Here is a 19,770-nt window from a genome sequence, read left to right as displayed (position 1 = left end):
CACCCTCGGGCCACTCTCGGGGTGCTGGACCCTCAGGGCGGGCTCAGGGTCGGATCAGGGGAGAGCGGGGGCCGCGGGCCCTCCGCCGGCGCCGTCCCCGATCTAGCATCGGGGATGTCGGGTCGATGCGTCAGGTGTCGATGTGCGAGGTACTGGGTGAAGCGAGGTAGGGCGATGGCCGTGCGGGAGATATTCACGGGGATGCCGTGGTGGGTCAAGTGGATCGCGGTGCCCGTGATCGCCATCGTGGTGTTCGGCGGGCTGATCGCCACGGTGGTCGGCATTCTGATCTCGCTGCTGTTCAAGCTGCTGCTCTTCGTCGCCATCGTCGGCGGACTGGTCTACGTCGTACGCAAGTTCCTGTCGTCCTCGTCGTCGTCGCGCGACGGCTGGTAGGACCTGGAGTCGGTGGTCCGTACGGGCGTTAGCCCGCGCGGGGGAAAGGTGAACAGGAAACCACCCCTGGGCGTGGCCTGCCCCTAGAGTGACAACCCTCTGCCGCGCCCTCGGAATGCACCGTGGGAGATCGTCCCGGCCTGCGGTTCATACGATCCTTCCGGGCGGGGCCTCAGGATTCCCTCGGGGGTGACCTCATGGCCACAGCTGCCACCGTTCCACGCACCCCGGCGCCCACCCTCATCGGGTCGGTCCGGCGGGCGCTGCGACTGCTGGAGGCGGCGGCCTCCCACCCCGACGGCGCGCCCGCCAAACAGCTGGCCCGCGAGGCGGGACTTCCGCTGCCCACCGCGTACCACCTGCTGCGCACGCTCACGCACGAGGGTTATCTCCGGCGGGAGAGCGGGGTGTTCGTCCTCGGCGACGCCGCGCAGCGGCTGGTGCGTGGCGAGGGCCTGCAGAATCGTCGCAGCAAGATCACGGACGCGATCGGGCGCTGGCGGGACACGATCGGTGTCCCGGTGTACTTCGCGGTCTACCACGAGGGTGAGATCGACCTCGTGTCCGTGGCCGACAGTCCGGCGCGGCCCGCTGTCGACGAGTGGGCCGACTTCCGCGAGACGGGCCATGCCCACGCGATCGGCCTGTGCCTGCTGAGCCAGCTCGACGACGCGTCGCGTGACGATCACCTCGACCGCCATCCGGTGAGCCCTCTCACGCCCCATTCCGTACGCGACCGGATCGCCCTGCTGGAGCGCCTGGGGTCGCTGGGGCGGATGGAACCGGTGGTGGAGCGGCAGGAGTACGCCGTCGGCACGGTCTGTGCCGCTCTGCCCATCACCGCCGGCACCACCGCCGCCGCGATGGCCATTTCCGTACCTTGTCATCGGGAGGATCAGCTGCTTCCCGCTGTCGAGCGGTTACGGAGAGAGATCGGATTTCTGCTGACCTCGGTCGACTTCTCTATCAGTATCTGAAAAATTACTCCTTGTGATCTGAGGGCCCTTCTAGGACGATGGCGTCAAGAGGGTCAGGGATCATTCCCAGCCACAGCTTCATCTACTCCGGAGTACATGATGCGCGAGTCGGTCCAGGCCGAGGTTTTGATGAGTTTCCTCGTTTCAGAGGAGCTCTCGTTCCGTATCCCGGTGGAACTGCACTACGAGATGGGGGATCCGTACGCGGTGCGGATGACCTTTCATCTGCCCGGCGACGCGCCCGTGACCTGGACTTTCGGCCGCGAGCTGCTGCTGGACGGCATCAACACGCCCAGTGGTGACGGTGATGTGCACATCTCGCCGACCGAGCCCGAGGACCTGTCGGACGTTCACATCCGGCTCCAGGTCGGTGAGGACCACGCGCTGTTCCGGGTGAGCGCCGCGCCGGTCGTGGCCTTCCTGGACCGTACGGACCGGCTGGTCCCGCTCGGCCAGGAGCGCACGCTCGGTGATTTCGAGGGCAACCTGGAGGAGGCGCTCGGCCGCATCCTGGCGGAGGAGAACGCGGGCTGAGGCGGCCTGGCGCGGTCGCCTCCTCGCGCGATCACTTCCTCACGCACGCGGTCATTCCGCACGCCGTCATTTCCTCATACAGGCCGGCGCCGTCACTTCCTGCGGCGGCGGCCCCTGCTGCCGTGCGGGCGCACCGCCGTGCCCTGCCCCGGCACCATGGGTGCCGTCTCCCGCCCGAGAGCCCCCGACCGGTCCGCGGACACCACCAGCGCCGCCAGGGCGGTGGTCACCGGCACGGACGCGACCAGGCCGATCGATCCGACCAGGGTCCGTACGATCTCCTCCGCCACCAGCTCGCTGTTGGCGACCGTTCCCACCCCGGACTGCGCGATGGAGAAGAGCAGCAGCAGCGGCAGCGCCGCTCCCGCGTAGGCCAGCACGAGCGTGTTGACCACGGACGCGATGTGGTCGCGGCCGATGCGGATTCCCGCCCGGTAGAGGGCGCGCGGTCCCATCGACGGATCCGCGGCGTGCAGTTCCCAGACCGCCGAGGTCTGGGTCACCGTCACGTCGTCGAGGACACCGAGCGAACCGATGATCACGCCGGCCAGCAGCAGACCGCTCATGTCGATGTGCGGATACAGCCCGTGGATCAGGCCGGTGCTGTCGTCGGTGTTGCCGGTCAGGCTCGCCCAGCCGATGAAGATCGAGCCCAGCAGTCCGATCAGCATCAGGGAGACCAGCGTGCCGATGACCGCGACCGAGGTTCTGGCCGTCAGGCCATGGCACATGTAGAGCGCGATGAGCATGATCGCGCTGGCTCCGACCACCGCGACGACCAGCGGGTTCGAGCCTTGCAGCACGGCGGGCAGGATGAAGAGCGTCAGCACTCCGAAGGAGACCGCGAGGGCGATCAGCGCCATGAGCCCGCGCAGCCGCCCCACCACGACCACCGCGAGGGCGAAGATCCCGGCGAGCAGGGCCATGGGGAGGTGGCGGTCGACATCGGTGACCGAGTACTGGAGGTCGTGGGGAGCGTCGGGCGCGTACGCCAGTACCACGCCCTGTTTCACGTGAAACTGCCGTGGCGCGTCCGGCTGGACGACCTCGATGAAGGTACGGCCCTTCTCCTTGCCGCTGGTGACCTCGACCGTGGCCTTCTTGCACTGCCCGGTCTCCGTCTGTTCCGCCTCCCGCCCCCCGGGTGTCGAGGTGTCGCCGGTCGACGGGATTTGGGAGGCGTTCACGTCCTTGCAGTCCACCGGCTGGAGCTTCACCACCTGGCCCTGCTCGGTCTGCCGGTCGAACCCGACCCCCGAGCGCTCATGGGCGGGCGCGCCGCCGGGCCACAGGACGACCAGGCCCACGACCACGGCCGCGGCGAACGGGATCAGCACCGCCGCGATGACTTTGCGGAGGTGCTGGGAGACCGGCTCGGCAGGCCCGTGGCTGTGCGTGTGGCCGTGCGTTTCGTGGCTCTGCTGGGATGAGGTCACCCGCAGATCATTGCAAGAAGCCGGAGGCCCTCTGTTCAGCACGCCGGTGGTGGGGCTAGCGTGGTCACACCTTTGCACACGCGGGAGCTCGGAGCACCGGGCTGAGAGGGCGTTGACTGTGTAGTCCCGGGGACATCCCCCTGGACTCCCATCGCTGCGCCGACCGCCGAACCTGTTACCGGGTAATGCCGGCGTAGGGAGTAGGTCTCATGACCGTTCAGGACGCACACACGCCTGCCTCGGAATCGGATTCCCCGGGCGAATCGGGGAATCCGGGCGGGGCCGTGGATCAGAACGGGACCGAGAGGTCCATCGGCTGGCACAAGGGATACGTCCAGGGCTCGCGCCCCGACCTCCAGGTGCCCGTCCGTCAGGTGCATCTCACCAACGGCAAGGACGTGACGCTGTACGACACGTCGGGGCCGTACACCGACCCCACGATCGAGACGGATGTCCGCCGCGGGCTCGCGCCGCTGCGGGAGAACTGGATCATCGGGCGCGGTGACACCGAGGAGTACGCGGGCCGCCCGGTCCGCCCCGAGGACGACGGGCTCAAGCACACCTCGCCGCGCGGGGGGCTGCGGAACCTCGACGCCGTGTTCCCGGGCCGGCCGCGCCAGCCCCGGCGGGGCCGGGACGGGCAGGCGGTGACGCAGCTCGCGTACGCACGCCGTGGCGATGTCACTCCGGAGATGGAGTACGTCGCGATCCGGGAGAACGTCGCGCCCGAGGTCGTCCGCGACGAGATCGCCGCGGGCCGGGCCGTACTGCCGGCGAACGTCAATCACCCGGAGATCGAGCCGATGATCATCGGCAAGCGGTTCCTGGTGAAGGTCAACGCCAACATCGGCAACTCCGCGGTCACCTCCTCCATCGAGGAGGAGGTGGACAAGATGACGTGGGCCACCAAGTGGGGCGCGGACACGGTCATGGACCTCTCGACCGGCCGCAACATCCACACCACCCGGGAGTGGGTGCTGCGCAACTCCCCCGTGCCCATCGGCACGGTGCCGCTCTACCAGGCGCTGGAGAAGGTCGACGGCAAGGCCGAGGAGCTGACCTGGGACATCTACAAGGACACCGTCATCGAGCAGGCCGAGCAGGGCGTCGACTACATGACGGTCCACGCCGGAGTGCTGCTGCGGTACGTGCCGCTGACCGCCCGCCGCAAGACCGGCATCGTCTCGCGCGGCGGCTCGATCATGGCGGCGTGGTGCCTGGCGCACCACAAGGAGTCGTTCCTGTACGAGAACTTCGAGGAGCTCTGCGACATCCTCGCCGCGTACGACGTGACGTACTCCCTCGGTGACGGCCTGCGGCCCGGGTCCATCGCGGACGCCAACGACGAGGCGCAGTTCGCCGAGCTGCGGACGCTGGGCGAGCTGAACACGATCGCCAAGCGCCACCACGTACAGACCATGATCGAGGGCCCCGGGCACGTCCCGATGCACAAGATCAAGGAGAACATCGACCTCCAGCAGGAGATCTGCGAGGAGGCGCCGTTCTACACGCTCGGCCCGCTGACGACCGATGTGGCGCCCGCGTACGACCACATCACCTCGGGCATCGGCGCGGCGATGATCGCCTGGTGGGGCACGGCGATGCTCTGCTACGTCACGCCCAAGGAGCACCTGGGACTGCCGAACCGCGACGACGTGAAGACGGGTGTGATCACCTACAAGATCGCGGCGCACGCGGCGGACCTCGCCAAGGGGCACGCGGGGGCGCAGGAGTGGGACGACGCGCTGTCGGACGCGCGGTTCGAGTTCCGGTGGGAGGACCAGTTCAACCTGGCCCTCGACCCGGACACGGCGCGCGCGTTCCACGACGAGACACTGCCGGCCGAGCCGGCGAAGACCGCGCATTTCTGCTCGATGTGCGGGCCGAAGTTCTGCTCGATGAAGATCTCGCAGGACATCAGGCGCCAGCACGGCGGTGACCTGGTGCCCGAGGAGATCGAAGCGGGCATGGTGGAGAAGTCGAAGGAGTTCGCGGCGGCCGGCAACCGGGTCTATCTGCCGCTGGCGGAGACGGGCGGCAGGTCGGCCGGCTGACCCGGCCGCCTCAGCGGAGGGGGGCCCGCCAGGCCACCAGTCCCGGCCGGCCCGCCTCCGCGAAACCCACCGCTATTCGGGCTGGTGTTCCGGGCCGCCGAAGTCGGGGCTGGTGAAGTCCGGGCTGCTGAACGTGGGGCGCTGGTGGGCCGCTGAGCCCTCGTCAGGGCTGGAGAAGCCGGGGTGGCTGTAGCCGATCTTGGGCAGGTGGCCCACCGTACGGGGCGGTGCCGGCGCCGCCCGGCCCGCGCTCGGGTCGGCGAGGGCCCTGCGCAGGAAGGGCAGGATGCCGCGCTCCAGGAGGGCGTGGCGCCAGGCCTCCCTGGCCCGTGCGACCTCGTCCGGCAGCTCCCCGCCGGACTCCTCGACGGCGGGGACCTGGGTGGCCCCGTTGCGTACGGCCGTGATGAGCAGGCCGACCGCCGCGCCCAGGATCCCGAGCACGGTGACCGCGCCGAAGAACCAGCCCACCGCGATCAGGGAGTTGGCGAAGGCGGGCGCCGGGGTCAGTGCCTTGAGGAGATAGCCGACGAGCAGGAAGATCAGCGCCGCGGTGCCGCCGAGGACGGGGACCAGGACGGTGATGACCGCCGCGAACCCCGCGCCCGCGCCGTCGTCCTCCTCGACCGTGGCCGGCTCTCTGACGGAGCCGTTCAGGGCCGGGGAGGAGACCGGGGAGCGGAACTCCTCGCGCATCTTGGCGTAGTGCTCGTACTCGGCGGCCGCGGCGGTGGCTATCTGGGTGGTGGCGTTGAGGGCCATCGTGCGCAACTGCTCGGCGTTCAGCCGCCGGCCCACGTCGGCCAGATCCGGGCGGTCGTGCGCGTTGCGCAGTGCGTCGTCGAGGATCCGCTCGAAATCCGCGCGATCCTCGCTCAGCAGGTGCGGAGCGCTGTTCATGTGCATCCCCCGATGCTCCGTAGGGCCGATTCGCCCGCGTGAACGGGCGGTTGGCAGAAACGGAAGGAGAGCCTGCTACGGATAAGCCGATGGTAGAGCTGTTTTGCCGCGGCGTGACAGGGGGTTTCCGGAAAACACCGGCTCCATGTCGATTCAGTTGTGCGGAGAAGCCCGGTCAGTGGTGCCGAGGAACCCGGGTCAGCCGCCCGGAAGAACCCGGTCAGTTGTGCGGTCGAAGCCGCTCAGTTGGCCAGCGGAAGCCGCACGACCAGCAGTTTCCCCGCCATGGTCACGCCGCCGTCCATGGCGATGGCCAGGCCGTCGGCGTACACGTGTGGCCCCTCCACCACGGGGCCGCCGCCCTCACCGTCCGAGGCGTCCTCGGTGCCGACCTCGCCCAGGAGGTAGGGAATGGGGCTGTGGCCATGGACGATGCGGTTTCCGCCGTACGTGGAAAGCAGTTCCTGGACGGCCTCGGGGCCGCCCTCGTCACGGAACGCGAAGCGTTTGGTGAGTTTGCGGAACACGTCCCAGCACTCGTCCGCGTCGTTGCGGGTGAGGATCTGGTGGACGGTGTCGTTGACGTCGTCGATGGACGAGCCGTAATCCAGGTAGGCCGTCGTGTCGGAGTGCATCAGCAGATGCCCGTCCTCCTCGACCACCGCGTCGAGCCGTGACATCCACTGGAGGTGGACGTCCTGGAGGCGCTCCATGTCGGTCTTCTGACCGCCGTTGAGGAGCCAGGCGGCCTGGAAGGTGGCCGTGCCCGCGCCGGAGTTGACGGGGGTGTCGCCGAACCGCTTGGCGCCCAGGAGCAGCAGTTCGTGATTGCCCATCAGGGCCTTGCAGTAGCCGCCCGCCGCCGCCGCTTCCGCGGAGAGCCGCATCACGAGGTCGATGACGCCGATGCCGTCGGGGCCGCGGTCGGTGAAGTCGCCGAGGAACCAGAGCCGGGCGTTGCCGGCCGACCAGTTGCCGGCGGAGTCGATGAGGCCCTGTTCGCCGAGGGCGGCGAGGAGTTCGTTCAGGTAGCCGTGCACGTCGCCGACGACGTAGAGCGGGCCGGGGCCGCCGGGCGCGGGGGCGCCGTCGGGCGCGAGGTGCAGCTGGACGGTCACTCCCTCCGGGCCGATCACCGGGAGGTCGCGCTCGGTCGGTGTGTAGCCGTCCGGGACCTCGTCGGCGGGGATCGCGTTGCCGGGATGCCCGGACGGGTTCGCGGCCTCGTGACCGTACCCCTGCCGCCCGGACTGTTCGGGATGCCCCGGTTGCCCGGACTGCACGGGAACCTGCGCGTACGGCGGTACGCGGAAGTCGCGCAACGTCGCCGTCCGCACCGCGGGTCCCTGACCGGCCCCCTGTGTCATCGACCCCTCCACCACCGTCGCGCCGCCGTACACCTCTCGGGCTCGCCCTCTCCGGTGGGCGTCTGCCCACCGGAGGTCAGGAAAGGTCCATGGTGTCGTGCGCCCATCATAGGAATCCCGCTCCTCCTCTGTGACGCACCAGGGGTGGTGAATCCGGTTCCACCTCAGGTTCGCCGGAGGTTTTCACGCCGATCACCCCAAATGTGAAAGGTCTGGGCCTTCGGCCGGGGTACGGAAGGGACCGGCCCGGCCCCGGCAGCGCTCCGTCAGTCCCCCGCCGGGGACCTGGGGGCGCTGACCGTGGTGCGGGGCGGGCGGCGCTGGGACGAGGTCCTGACGACCAGCTCCGTCGGTATCACCTGCTCGATCGGCGCGCCGGTGTTGATCCCTTCGATGGCGTCGATGAGGAGCTGGACGACGGCGGTGCCGATCCGGCGCGGTTTGAGCGAGAGGGTCGTGATGGGCGGTTCCGTCGTCGCGTACACGGTGGACTCGCTGCAGCACACCAGCAGCAGGTCCTCGGGGACGCGCAGCCCGTACCGCCGGGCGGCGGCGAGCAGATCGGTGCCGTTGGGGTCGAAGAGGCCGTAGACGGCGTCCGGGCGGTCGGGGCGGGCGAGGAGCCGGTCGGCGGCGACGGCCCCCGCGCACGGGTCGTGGGCCGGGTAGGACTCGTACACGGGGTCCTGGCCGACCCGCTCGCACCAGCTCAGGTACGCGGAGGTGGAGAGGCGGGTGTAGGTGTCGGTGGTGGTGCCGGTGAGCAGGCCGATCCGGCGGGCGCCCGCGTCGGCGAGGTGGTCGAGCAGGTCGAGGACGGCCGCCTCGTGGTCGTTGTCGACCCAGGCGGTGACGGGGAGGGTGCCCGCGGGCCGGCCGTCGGAGACGACGGGCAGGCCCTGGCGTACGAGTTCGGTGACGACCGGATCATGGTCGGAGGGGTCGATGACGACGGTGCCGTCGAGGGCGACGTTCGCCCAGACGTCGTGGCGTGAGGTGGCGGGGAGGATGACGAGGGCGTAGCCCCGGGCGAGCGCGGCGGAGGTGGCCGCTCTGGCCATCTCGGCGAAGTAGGCGAATTCGGTGAAGGTGAAAGGTTCATCCCCGTACGTCGTCACGGTCAGGCCGATGAGGCCCGATTTGCCGGTACGGAGGGTTCTGGCGGCGGCGGAAGGACGGTAGCCGAGGCGCTCGGCGACCTCTCGGACGTGGCTTCTCGTGGCGTCGGGTAAGCGTCCCTTGCCGTTGAGCGCGTCCGAGACAGTCGTGATGGAGACACCGGCTGCGGCTGCGACGTCCCGGATGCCCGCCCGACCCTGCCGGTTTCCCCGGCGGGTTGTGTCCGTCCGGCTCACCTGGTGTTTCCCTGCTGCTGTCATGGCCAGCCGATATTAGGGCGCGGGCGGGCGGTTGGGCCGGTCGCATATGCACCCCTCAGCAGGCACGTTTCTGCATGGTCAAAAGTGCCCAATGTCCTTGGATGAAGTGGGGTTTATCCGTCCGGGCTGTGGTCTGGCATGCATCGGACGGCATGTGCCTGTCGAAAGGTCCATGTTTCGAAGTTGTCTCAACTCACCTCTACGAGGGATGCGCGCCACGGCGCGGACCACGGGCGCGCGCCAGGGAGAAGTGCGCCCCCCGCTCGATGGCCTCTCGAGTGACGCGCGTCACCGAGGGGCGATGCCCTCCCGAGTGGCCCACGTCACCGAGGCCTTCGCAGGGGCCCCGAATCCTCCTATGGTGAGCAGTATTGAAAAGCGCGACACCCCTGACGCGACACCCGTGAACGGCCGAGGAGGACCTGCGGTGAGCAAGACGAGCCCTGCGGTGGGCGGCGGTACGGGACCCAGGCTCCGTGCCGAGCTGGACGGCATCCCGACGTACAAGCCGGGCAAGCCCGCCGCGGCCGGCGGCCCCGCCGCGTTCAAGCTGTCCTCCAACGAGAACCCGTACCCGCCGCTGCCCGGCGTGATGGAGCGGGTGATCGCCACCGCGGGGATCTTCCACCGCTACCCCGACCTGTCGTGCGCGGGCCTGACCGAGGAGCTGGCCGGCCGTTTCGCCGTTCCCCTGGAGCACGTGGCGACGGGCACCGGTTCGGTGGGGGTGGCCCAGCAGCTGGTCCAGGCCACCGCCGGCCCCGGTGACGAGGTCATCTACGCCTGGCGCTCCTTCGAGGCGTACCCGATCATCACCCAGATCTCGGGTGCGGCCTCGGTGAAGGTGCCGCTGACCGGCGCCGAGACGCACGACCTGGACGCCATGGCCGACGCGGTCACCGACCGGACGCGGCTGATCTTCGTCTGCAACCCCAACAACCCGACCGGCACGGTGGTGCGCAGGGCCGAGCTGGAACGGTTCCTCGACCGGGTGCCCGACGACGTCCTGGTGGTGCTGGACGAGGCGTACCGCGAGTTCATCCGCGACGCCGAGGTGCCGGACGGGGTGGACCTGTACCGGGAGCGCCCGAACGTGGCCGTGCTGCGCACCTTCTCGAAGGCGTACGGGCTGGCCGGTCTGCGGGTCGGTTTCGCGATAGCTCACGAGCCGGTGGCGGCGGCGCTGCGCAAGACCGCGGTGCCCTTCGGTGTGAGCCAGATCGCCCAGGACGCGGCGGTGGCCTCGCTGCGCGCCGAGGCCCAGCTGCTGGAGCGGGTCGAGGCGCTGGTCACCGAGCGGACGCGGGTGGCGGGCGGGCTGGCCGGGCAGGGCTGGACGGTGCCCGAGACCCAGGCGAACTTCGTCTGGCTGCGGCTCGGCGAGCGCACGCTCGACTTCGCGGCGGCCTGTGAGGCGGCCGGGGTGGTGGTCCGCCCCTTCGCGGGCGAGGGCGTACGGGTCACGATCGGTGAGACCGAGGCCAACGATCTCTTCCTCCAGGCGGCTGAGAAGTACCGCAAGGAGCTGTGACCGGCGGAAGAAGCGGATGAGGGCGGCCTCCCGAGGGGGCCGCCCTTCGGCGTTCCGGCAGGCGTTTTCGCCGGCGCTCCACGGGCCTTCCACGGGTGCTGGGCCGGTGTGCCTCGTTAGGGGGACCCCCCGAACGAAGGTCCGGATTGGCGTGCGCCATAATGCTTGTGAATGTGAACGCGTTCACAAGCGTGCCTCGTTTGCTCCGTTACGTACCGAATGCGGACCGGATCAAAGGGGCAAGCCGCCGCTTGACCACGGCGATGTAAGGAGTAACGACGTGGAACTCGCTCTGGCGCCGGAGACCCTGGCGCGATGGCAATTCGGCATCACCACCGTCTACCACTTCCTCTTCGTCCCGCTGACGATCTCGCTCGCCGCGCTCACCGCCGGGCTGCAGACCGCGTGGGTCCGCACGGAGAATCCGAAGTACCTCACGGCCACGAAGTTCTGGGGCAAGCTCTTCCTGATCAACATCGCGATGGGCGTTGTCACCGGCATCGTGCAGGAGTTCCAGTTCGGCATGAACTGGTCCGACTACTCGCGCTTCGTCGGTGACGTCTTCGGTGCCCCGCTCGCCTTCGAGGCCCTGATCGCCTTCTTCTTCGAGTCCACCTTCATCGGACTGTGGATCTTCGGCTGGGACAAGCTGCCCAAGAAGATCCATCTGGCCTGTATATGGATGGTCTCGATCGGCACGATCCTCTCCGCGTACTTCATCCTCGCCGCGAACTCCTGGATGCAGCACCCGGTCGGCTACCGGATCAACAAGAAGTCCGGGCGCGCGGAACTCACCGACTTCTGGGCGGTGCTCACCCAGAACACCGCGCTCACCCAGTTCTTCCACACCATGACGGCCGCCTTCCTCGTCGGCGGCGCCTTCATGGTCGGCATCGCGGCCTTCCACCTCTCGCGCAAGAAGCACATCCCCGTGATGCGCACCTCCCTGCGCCTCGGGCTGGTCACCGTCGTCATCGCCGGCATGCTCACCGCCATCAGCGGCGACACGCTCGGCAAGGTCATGTTCCAGCAGCAGCCGATGAAGATGGCCGCCGCCGAGGCCCTCTGGGACGGTCAGGCGCCCGCGCCGTTCTCCGTGTTCGCCTACGGGAACGTCGAGAAGGGCCACAACACCGTCGAGCTGGAGATCCCAGGACTGCTGTCCTTCCTCGCGCACGACGACTTCAGCTCGCACGTCCCGGGGATCAACGACATCAACAAGGCCGAACAGGAGAAGTTCGGGCCCGGCGACTACCGGCCCAACATCCCCGTCGCCTACTGGGGCTTCCGCTGGATGATCGGCTTCGGCATGACGTCCTTCGGCATCGGACTGCTCGGCCTGTGGCTCACCCGCCGGAAGTTCCTGCTGCCGCAACGGCTGCGCACCGGCGAGGACGAGGTGCCCCACCTGGTGCTCTTCCGGAACAAGGCCCTCAGCCCGAAGCTCGCCAGGTGGTACTGGATCACCGCCCTGTGGACGCTCCTCTTCCCGCTGATAGCCAGCTCCTGGGGCTGGATCTTCACCGAGACCGGACGCCAGCCCTGGGTGGTGTACGGCGTGCTGCGCACGTCCGACGCGGTCTCCCCCCACACGTCCCAGACCGAGGTGCTCATCTCGCTGATCACCTTCACCCTGCTGTACGCGGTCCTCGCGGTCATCGAGGTCAGACTGCTCGTCAAGTACGTCAAGGCGGGGCCACCGGAACTCACCGACGACGACCTCAACCCGCCCACCCGGATCGGCGGCGACCACACGGACGCCGACCGCCCGATGGCCTTCTCCTACTGAAGGGCTGAGGAACCATGGAACTCCATGACGTCTGGTTCGTCCTGATCGCCTTCCTGTGGACCGGCTACTTCTTCCTCGAAGGCTTCGACTTCGGCATCGGGGTCCTGACCAAGCTGCTGGCCCGCGACCGTACGGAACGGCGTGTCCTGATCAACACCATCGGGCCCGTCTGGGACGGCAATGAGGTCTGGCTGCTCAGCGCGGGCGGCGCGACCTTCGCCGCCTTCCCCGAGTGGTACGCCACCCTCTTCTCCGGCTTCTACCTGCCGCTGCTGCTGATCCTGGTCTGCCTGATCGTGCGCGGCGTCGCGTTCGAGTACCGCGCCAAGCGGCCCGAGGAGAGCTGGCAGCGCAACTGGGAGCACGCGATCTTCTGGACCTCGCTCCTGCCGGCCGTGCTGTGGGGCGTCGCCTTCGGCAACATCGTGCACGGCGTACGGATCGACGCGCACAAGGAGTACGTCGGCACCCTCGGCGACCTGCTCAACCCGTACGCGCTCCTCGGCGGCCTGGTGACCCTGGCCCTCTTCACCTTCCACGGCACGGTGTTCGCCGCGCTCAAGACGGTGGGGGACATCCGCGTACGGGCGAGGAGGCTGGCGCTCGTCCTGGGGCCGGTGACCGCCGTCCTGGCGATCGGGTTCCTGCTCTGGACCCAGGCGGACAGCGGCAACGGCAGGAGCCTGGTCGCGCTCGTCGTGGCCGTGGCCGCGCTGGCCGGCGCCATCGGGGCGATCGGGAGGCGCCGCGAAGGCTGGTCGTTCGCGCTCTCCGGGCTGACCGTCGTGGCCGTCGTGGCGATGTTCTTCCTGACGCTGTTCCCGAACGTCATGCCGTCGTCCCTGAACGAGCAGTGGAACCTCACCGTGACGAACGCCTCGTCCACCCCGTACACCCTGAAGATCATGACCTGGGGGGCGGGGATCACGGCGCCCATCGTGGTGCTCTACCAGGGCTGGACGTACTGGGTGTTCCGCAAGCGGATCGGCACGCAGCACATCGCTGATTCCGGCACGCACTGAGGACGGTGTTTCACGTGAAACCGATCGATCCGCGTCTGCTGCGGTACGCCCGGACCACTCGCCTCTTCATCGGGGCCGTGGTTGTCCTCGGGCTGGCCGGTGCCGGGCTGGTCGTCCTCCAGGCGACGCTGATCGCCGAGGTGGTGGTCGGTGCCTTCCAGCACGGGGACTCCACCTCGGGGCTGCGTACCGAACTCCTGCTGCTGGGTGCGGTCGCCGTCGGGCGGGCGCTGGTGTCCTGGCTGACCGAACTGGCCGCACACCGGGCGAGCGCGGCGGTCAAGTCCGAACTGCGCGGACGGCTCCTGGAACGGGCCGCCGAGCTGGGCCCGGGGTGGCTGAGCGGACAGCGGACCGGTTCGCTGGTCGCCCTCGCCACCCGGGGCATCGACGCCCTGGACGACTACTTCGCGCGCTATCTCCCCCAGCTCGGGCTCGCGGTGGTCGTGCCCGTGGCGGTCCTGGCGCGGATCGTCACGCAGGACTGGGTCTCGGCGGCGATCATCGTCGTGACGCTGCCGCTGATCCCGCTGTTCATGATCCTCATCGGCTGGGCCACCCAGACCCGTGTGGACCGGCAGTGGCGGCTGCTGTCGCGGCTCTCGGGGCATTTCCTGGACGTCGTAGCCGGGATGCCGACGCTCAAGGTTTTCGGACGGGCCAAGGCGCAGGCCGACTCGATCCGGCGGATCACCTCGGAGTACCGGCAGGCCACCCTCCGTACGCTGCGGATCGCCTTCCTGTCGTCCTTCGCGCTGGAGCTGCTGTCGACGCTGTCGGTGGCGCTGGTCGCCGTCGGTGTCGGACTGCGGCTCGTCCACGGCGACCTCGACCTCTACACGGGACTGGTGGTGCTGATCCTCGCCCCCGAGGCGTACCTGCCGATCCGTCAGGTCGGCGCGCAGTACCACGCGGCGGCCGAGGGCCTCGCGGCGGCGGAGGAGATCTTCACGGTCCTGGAGACCGAGCCGCGCGCGGGCGGACAGGAGGAGGTGCGGTCCGGCGCGGTCCGGCTGGAACTGGACGGGGTGACGGTCCGCCACCAGGGCCGGGAGAAACCGTCGTTGGACGCGGCCACGCTGACGGTCGAGCCGGGGGAGACCGTCGCCCTGGTCGGGCCGAGCGGAGTGGGGAAGTCCACGCTGCTCCAGGTGCTGCTCGGGTTCACGGTCCCCGACGAGGGCCGGGTACGCGTGGACGGGCGGGACCTGTTGTCGCTCGACCTGGAGCGGTGGCGCGAGCGGATCGCGTGGGTGCCGCAGCAGCCGTACCTCTTCGCGGGCACGATCGCGGAGAACGTACGGCTGGCGCGGCCGGACGCGGACGACGCGGCGATACGGGCCGCGCTGCGTGACGCGGGGGCGTACACCTTCGTGGCGGCGCTCCCCCAGGGCGCGGAGACGCTGCTCGGCGAGGACGGGGCGGGACTCTCGGCCGGGCAGCGGCAGCGGCTCGCGCTGGCGCGTGCCTTCCTCGCGGACCGGCCGCTGCTGCTGCTCGACGAGCCGACGGCGGGGCTGGACGGCGAGACGGAGGCGGGGATCGTCGAGGCGGTGGGGCGGCTGGCGCGGGGGCGGACGGTGATCCTGGTGGTCCACCGCCCGGCGCTGCTCGCGGTGGCGGACCGGGTCATCACGCTGTCCTGGGGGGAGGGGGCGGCTTTGGGTGCGGGCGCAGGTGCCGCTGCCGGGCTCGGGATCGGTACGGATCTGGGCGTGGGCGCCGCGGAGGTACGGGAGGTTCCCGCCGGCCAGGAAACCGCCGACCGCGAAAACGCCGCCCACGCGCAGCCGCTGGCGCGGATGCGTGCCGCCGCCGGGGCGCTGCGCGGCCGGCTCGTGCTGGCGCTTGTCCTCGGCAGTCTCGCGCTTGGCTCCGCCGTCGGCCTCATGGCCGTCTCCGGCTGGCTCATCTCGCGGGCCTCCCAGGAACCCCCGGTCCTCTACCTGATGGTCGCCGTGACGGCGACCCGCGCCTTCGGCATCGGCCGGGCCGTGTTCCGGTACGCCGAGCGGCTCGTGTCGCACGACGCCGTGCTCAGGATGCTCGCCGACCTGCGGGTCTCCGTGTACCGGGGGCTGGAACGCGTCGCGCCCGCCGGGCTGGGGGCGACCAGGCGCGCGGACCTGCTCTCCCGGCTCGTCTCCGACGTGGACGAACTCCAGGACTACTGGCTGCGCTGGCTGCTCCCGGTCGGCACCGCACTGCTCGTCGGCGCGGGCACCGTCGGCTTCACGGCGTGGCTGCTGCCGGAAGCGGGCGCCGTCCTGGCCGTGGGCCTGGTCCTCGCCGGTGTGGGCGTGCCGCTCCTGAGCGGGGCCTTCGCCCGCCGGGCCGAGCGCAGGCTGGCGCCCGCGCGCGGGCTGCTGGCGACCCGTGTCGCCGACCTTCTGCGGGGCAGCGCCGAGCTGACCGTCACCGGCGCGCTCCCCGGCCGGCTCCGGCGGGCCCGGGAGGCCGACCGCACGCTCACCTCTCTCGCGTCGCGGGGCGCGAGCGCCCTCGCGCTGGGCGGCGGGCTGTCCGCCCTGGTCTGCGGGCTGACCGTGGCCGCCGCCGCGGTGGTGGGGGTGCAGGCGGTACGGGACGGGCGCCTGGCGGGCGTCGAGCTGGCCGTCGTCGTCCTGACGCCGCTCGCCGCGTTCGAGGCGGTGGCCGGGCTGCCGCTGGCCGTGCGGTACCGCCAGCGGGCCGCCCAGGGCGCGCGGCGGGTCTGCGAGGTGCTGGACGCCCCCGTACCCGTACAGGAGCCGGAGCGGCCCGCCGCCGCGCCCGGGTCGCCGTTCCCGCTGGAGGTGCGGGGGGTGTCCGCGCGGTACGCGGGGCAGCGGCGGGACGCGCTCACCGGCTTCGACCTGACCCTGACCGCGGGCCGGCGGGTCGCCGTGGTCGGCCCGTCGGGTGCGGGGAAGACCACGCTCGCCCAGGTGCTCCTGCGCTTCCTGGACGCGCGCGAGGGCAGCTGCCTGCTCGGCGGCACGGACACCGCCTCGCTCGACGGTGACACGGTCCGGCGGTCGGTCGGGCTGTGCGCCCAGGACGCGTACCTCTTCGACAGTTCCGTACGGGAGAACCTGAAACTCGCCCGCACCGACGCGACCGACGGAGAGCTGCGTGACGCCCTGCGCGGGGCGCGGCTGCTGGAGTGGGCCGACGGGCTGCCCGCAGGACTGGACACGCTGGTCGGCGAGCACGGCGCCCAGCTGTCCGGAGGGCAGCGCCAGCGCCTGGCGCTCGCCCGGGCGCTGCTCGCCGACTTCCCCGTGCTCGTCCTGGACGAGCCGGCCGAGCATCTGGACCTGGCGACCGCGGACGCGCTGACCGCCGACCTGCTGGAGGTGACCGAGGGGCGGACGACGCTGCTCATCACCCACCGGCTGCGCGGTCTCGACGCGGTCGACGAGGTGCTCGTGCTCGACGAGGGCAGGACCGTACAGCGCGGACCGTACGACCGGCTGATCGCCGAGGAGGGGCCGCTGCGGCGGATGCTGGAGCGGGAGCGGGCCGGTGATCTGCTGCCCGCGTCAGGACGGCCGACTTTCCCCATCAAATAGGACTTACTACGCTCAAGGGCATGACAGTGCCCGAATCGACGGAACACCTTGAGGCGGCCACCCGCGCGGCGCGCAGCCTCCAGGGCCTGTCCACCGAGCTGACCGCCCGGGTCCCGCAGCTGCTGGAAGCCATGCGGTCCGTCGGGACGGGGCTCGAACTGCACTCCACGCTCGACCGGATCTGTGAGACCGCGGCCCACCTCGCGGATGCCCGCTACGCGGCGATCGGCGTGGTCGACGAGTCGGGCGACGGCCTCTCGGACTTCGTGACCTACGGGGTCGGCACGGAGGAGGTACGGCTGGTCGGGGGCAGGCCCGACGGGCTCAGGGGCCTGCTGGGCGCGCTGATCCAGCAGTCGGGGCCGATGAGGCTCGGTGAGCACGAGACCGGTCCCGGCTCCGGCGGTGAGGGGCGGGAGGAGCCGCCGACGCGCACGTTCATCGGTGTTCCGATCCGGGTGCACGGCGCGCTGTTCGGGAACCTGTATCTGGCCGAGAAGCGCGCTTCCAAGGACGCGGGAGATTCCGGGGAGGGGGAGGCGGGGACGGCCGAGGGGGAGGCGGTCGCGTTCGATGACCAGGACCTGCACGTCCTGCGGGTGCTCGCCACGGAGGCCGGGATCGCCATCGGCCACGCGCGGCTGTACGAGGCGGCCAGGCAGCGCGAGCGGTGGATCGACGGCTCCGTCGCCGTCACCACGGCCCTGCTCTCCAACGGCGGGGCCGATGCCCTCGCGGTGGTCGCGGAACAGGCCCGCAGCCTCGCCGACTCGGCGGCCGGCGTGGTCATGCTGCCCACGCCGGGCGACGGGCTGGAGATCGTCGCGATCTCCTCCGACCGCCCCCACCCGTCCTCCAGGCTCGGGATGACCGCTCCCCCCGAGAGCCCGGTCGTACGGTCCCTGCTGGCCGGCGAGTCCGTCTTCGTGGACGACTCCACCACCGACCCGCGCATGATCACCGACATGGCCCAGGGGTACGGCCCCTGCATGCTGCTGCCGCTCCACAGCGGGGGCCGGGTGCTCGGCGCCCTGATCACGCCCCGCCCGCGCGGCGCGCGCCGCTTCACCGAGACCGAACGCATCCTGGCCACCCAGTTCGCCTCCCAGGCGGCCCTGGCCCTGATGATGGCCGACGCGCAGCGCGACCGGGAGCGGCTGGCCGTCCTGGAGGACAGGGACCGGATCGCCCGCGACCTGCACGACCTGGTCATCCAGCGGCTCTTCGCCACCGGGATGTTGCTGGAGAGCGCCCAGCGCGGCCCGGTCGCGCAGGAGGCGCACCAGGGCATCGGCCGGGCCGTGGACGAGCTGGACGTGACCATCCAGGAGATCCGTACCGCCATCTTCGCGTTGCAGCGGGGCCCCGCGGAGGCGCCGTCCGGGCTGCGGACCCGCGTCCTGCGCGAGATCAAGACGGCGGCCGTCCCCCTGGGGTTCCAGCCGTCCCACCGCTTTGTCGGACCGGTCGACGGCCGGGTCGGCGAACTCACCGGCAAGAACCTGATCGCCGCGCTGCGCGAAGCCCTCTCCAACGCCTTCCGGCACGCGCACGCCACCCGGATCGAGGTGGTCGTCGACGCCACCGTCCGGCTCTCCGACGGCCATGAGGCGGTCCGGCTGTCGGTGGCGGACGACGGGGTCGGCCTGCCCGAGAGCGGCCGTCGCAGCGGGTTGCGCAATCTCCAGCGGCGGGCGGAGTCGCTGGGCGGATCGAGTTCGTGTGTGGCGGGTCTGGGGGAGGACGGCGGCGGTACGACGGTGGTGTGGGAGGCGCCTCTTTAGGAGGCGGCTCTTTTAAGGAGGCGGTCCGTTCAACAGGAGGCGGTTCGTTCAACTGCCGTGGTACTCCCCCTCGCGGCTCCGTCAGAGGCGGGCCAGGATCTGCTCGATGACCACCGCGACACCGTCCTCGTTGTTGGTCAGGGTGTGTCCCGAGGCGGCGGCCAGCACGTCGGGGTGGGCGTTGCCCATCGCGTACGACGTACCGGCCCAGGTCAGCATCTCCAGGTCGTTCGGCATGTCCCCGAACGCGACGACCTCGTCCGAGGAGATGCCGCGTTCGGCGCAGCACAGCGCGAGCGTGCTCGCCTTGCTCACGCCCAGGCCGCTGATCTCCAGCAGCGCGGTCGGACTGGAGCGGGTGAAGGACGCGAGGCCGCCCGCGGCCGTCCTGGCCGCGGTCAGGAAGCCGTCCGGGGTCAGGTCGGGGTGATGGGCGAGCACCTTCAGTACGGGGGCGGCCGAGTCCGGCTCGTCCTCGTGCAGGAGCTTTTCGGCGGAGGCGACACTCGCGCCCGGGTCCAGGTAGAAGGCCGGGTAGTCCGGTTCGTAGAGGATGCCGGTGCTCAGCTCGATCGCGAAGGTCGTGCCGGGCGCCGCGTCGCGCAGGGCCCGTACGACGTCGAGCGCGGTCGCACGGTCCAGCGGACGGACGCGGAGCAGCTCCCCGCCCGCGCGCAGGTCGACGACGGCCGCGCCGTTCGCGCAGATCGCCATGCCGTGGCCGTGCACGTACTCCCTGACGACGTCCATCCACCGGGCGGGCCGGCCCGTGACGAAGAAGACCTCGATGCCGGCCCGCTCCGCGGCGGCCAGCGCGGCGATCGTACGGTCCGAGACGGTCTTCTCGTCGTGCAGCAGGGTGCCGTCCAGATCGGTGGCGATCAGCCGGGGCCGGGCGGGGAGCGGGGAGTCGTCAGTGGAGGTCACCCGGCCATTCTCGCGTACGGAGGTGCACGGGCGTGCGGAGGGGCGCACATGTGAGAGGCGCGCGCCGCGCCGGGGGCGGTGCCGGGCGGGGTGCGGGGCGCGATGCCGGACGGGTGCCGG

Annotated in this window: 14 protein-coding genes and 1 riboswitch; of the genes, 9 read left to right on the top strand and 5 right to left on the bottom strand. The window is 70.6% G+C overall.

Annotation, left to right across the window (positions count from 1 at the left end; all coding sequences use genetic code 11):
- The first annotated feature begins 180 nt into the window (after positions 1 to 180).
- The 3 genes from ACIO1C_RS04625 (at position 181) to ACIO1C_RS04615 (ending at position 1,907) form a co-directional block, all read left to right on the top strand.
- The gene (locus ACIO1C_RS04625) at positions 181 to 396 is read left to right on the top strand and encodes a DUF5326 family protein (protein WP_161312528.1); all 216 of its coding nucleotides are present in this window, start codon (positions 181 to 183) and stop codon (positions 394 to 396) included.
- A 197-nt stretch (positions 397 to 593) separates the two neighbouring features.
- On the top strand, positions 594 to 1,373 hold the full coding sequence (locus ACIO1C_RS04620) for an IclR family transcriptional regulator (RefSeq protein ID WP_401858561.1): 780 nt from the start codon (positions 594 to 596) through the stop codon (positions 1,371 to 1,373).
- A gap of 99 nt (positions 1,374 to 1,472) precedes the next feature.
- Positions 1,473 to 1,907 carry an SsgA family sporulation/cell division regulator gene (locus ACIO1C_RS04615; protein WP_161312540.1) on the top strand — a complete coding sequence of 145 codons (435 nt, stop codon included), beginning with the start codon at positions 1,473 to 1,475 and terminating at the stop codon, positions 1,905 to 1,907.
- A gap of 92 nt (positions 1,908 to 1,999) precedes the next feature.
- Here ACIO1C_RS04615 and ACIO1C_RS04610 read toward each other — a convergent pair whose 3' ends face one another.
- Positions 2,000 to 3,343: a YibE/F family protein gene (locus tag ACIO1C_RS04610; RefSeq protein WP_401858558.1), complete on the bottom strand. Its 1,344-nt coding sequence runs from the start codon at positions 3,341 to 3,343 to the stop codon at positions 2,000 to 2,002.
- Between the two features lie 70 nt (positions 3,344 to 3,413).
- Positions 3,414 to 3,560: riboswitch (TPP riboswitch) on the top strand.
- On the opposite strand from ACIO1C_RS04610, the gene thiC reads away from it, so the two are divergent.
- Entirely contained in the window at positions 3,553 to 5,397 is a 1,845-nt protein-coding gene (gene thiC, locus ACIO1C_RS04605) for a phosphomethylpyrimidine synthase ThiC (protein ID WP_401858555.1), read from the top strand. (Overlaps the previous riboswitch by 8 nt.)
- 72 nt (positions 5,398 to 5,469) lie before the next feature.
- On the opposite strand, the gene ACIO1C_RS04600 is transcribed toward thiC, so the two are convergent.
- From ACIO1C_RS04600 to ACIO1C_RS04590, 3 genes are all read right to left on the bottom strand, one after another.
- Positions 5,470 to 6,303 (bottom strand): hypothetical protein, encoded by an 834-nt coding sequence (locus tag ACIO1C_RS04600; RefSeq protein ID WP_401858552.1) that lies wholly within the window; start codon positions 6,301 to 6,303, stop codon positions 5,470 to 5,472.
- A gap of 236 nt (positions 6,304 to 6,539) precedes the next feature.
- Entirely contained in the window at positions 6,540 to 7,679 is a 1,140-nt protein-coding gene (locus ACIO1C_RS04595) for a metallophosphoesterase (RefSeq protein ID WP_401859110.1), read from the bottom strand.
- Positions 7,680 to 7,930: 251 nt separating this feature from the next.
- Positions 7,931 to 9,043, bottom strand: a complete 1,113-nt coding sequence (locus ACIO1C_RS04590; RefSeq protein WP_401858550.1) for a LacI family DNA-binding transcriptional regulator — start codon at positions 9,041 to 9,043, stop codon at positions 7,931 to 7,933.
- Between the two features lie 448 nt (positions 9,044 to 9,491).
- On the opposite strand from ACIO1C_RS04590, the gene hisC reads away from it, so the two are divergent.
- The 5 genes from hisC (at position 9,492) to ACIO1C_RS04565 (ending at position 18,723) form a co-directional block, all read left to right on the top strand.
- Entirely contained in the window at positions 9,492 to 10,574 is a 1,083-nt protein-coding gene (hisC, locus tag ACIO1C_RS04585) for a histidinol-phosphate transaminase (protein WP_401859108.1), read from the top strand.
- A 280-nt stretch (positions 10,575 to 10,854) separates the two neighbouring features.
- On the top strand, positions 10,855 to 12,363 hold the full coding sequence (locus ACIO1C_RS04580) for a cytochrome ubiquinol oxidase subunit I (protein ID WP_401858547.1): 1,509 nt from the start codon (positions 10,855 to 10,857) through the stop codon (positions 12,361 to 12,363).
- Positions 12,364 to 12,377: 14 nt separating this feature from the next.
- A complete protein-coding gene (cydB, locus tag ACIO1C_RS04575) occupies positions 12,378 to 13,385 on the top strand; it encodes a cytochrome d ubiquinol oxidase subunit II (RefSeq protein WP_401858545.1) in 1,008 nt (335 codons plus the stop codon).
- Positions 13,386 to 13,399: 14 nt separating this feature from the next.
- On the top strand, positions 13,400 to 16,939 hold the full coding sequence (cydD, locus tag ACIO1C_RS04570) for a thiol reductant ABC exporter subunit CydD (protein ID WP_401858542.1): 3,540 nt from the start codon (positions 13,400 to 13,402) through the stop codon (positions 16,937 to 16,939).
- A gap of 20 nt (positions 16,940 to 16,959) precedes the next feature.
- Positions 16,960 to 18,723: a GAF domain-containing sensor histidine kinase gene (locus ACIO1C_RS04565; protein WP_401858539.1), complete on the top strand. Its 1,764-nt coding sequence runs from the start codon at positions 16,960 to 16,962 to the stop codon at positions 18,721 to 18,723.
- Positions 18,724 to 18,804: 81 nt separating this feature from the next.
- Here the strand turns inward: ACIO1C_RS04565 and ACIO1C_RS04560 are convergent, their stop codons facing one another.
- Entirely contained in the window at positions 18,805 to 19,650 is an 846-nt protein-coding gene (locus ACIO1C_RS04560) for a Cof-type HAD-IIB family hydrolase (protein WP_401858537.1), read from the bottom strand.
- Between the last annotated feature and the right edge of the window lie 120 nt (positions 19,651 to 19,770).

Origin of the sequence: Streptomyces sp. NPDC087420 (genome assembly GCF_044744165.1) — a bacterium.
Taxonomy (GTDB): Bacteria; Actinomycetota; Actinomycetes; order Streptomycetales; family Streptomycetaceae; genus Streptomyces.
Note: the sequence above shows the minus strand (reverse complement) of the source record. Positions and strands in the feature narration are given on the sequence as shown.

Bases quoted from the DNA above. Each gene is read 5' to 3' on its own strand.
- ACIO1C_RS04565 (WP_401858539.1), top strand. From the start codon at position 16,960: ATGACAGTGCCCGAATCGACGGAACACCTTGAGGCGGCCACCCGCGCG.
- cydB (WP_401858545.1), top strand. From the start codon at position 12,378: ATGGAACTCCATGACGTCTGGTTCGTCCTGATCGCCTTCCTGTGGACC.
- ACIO1C_RS04600 (WP_401858552.1), bottom strand. From the start codon at position 6,303: ATGCACATGAACAGCGCTCCGCACCTGCTGAGCGAGGATCGCGCGGAT.
- ACIO1C_RS04620 (WP_401858561.1), top strand. From the start codon at position 594: ATGGCCACAGCTGCCACCGTTCCACGCACCCCGGCGCCCACCCTCATC.
- ACIO1C_RS04590 (WP_401858550.1), bottom strand. From the start codon at position 9,043: ATGACAGCAGCAGGGAAACACCAGGTGAGCCGGACGGACACAACCCGC.
- ACIO1C_RS04615 (WP_161312540.1), top strand. From the start codon at position 1,473: ATGCGCGAGTCGGTCCAGGCCGAGGTTTTGATGAGTTTCCTCGTTTCA.
- thiC (WP_401858555.1), top strand. From the start codon at position 3,553: ATGACCGTTCAGGACGCACACACGCCTGCCTCGGAATCGGATTCCCCG.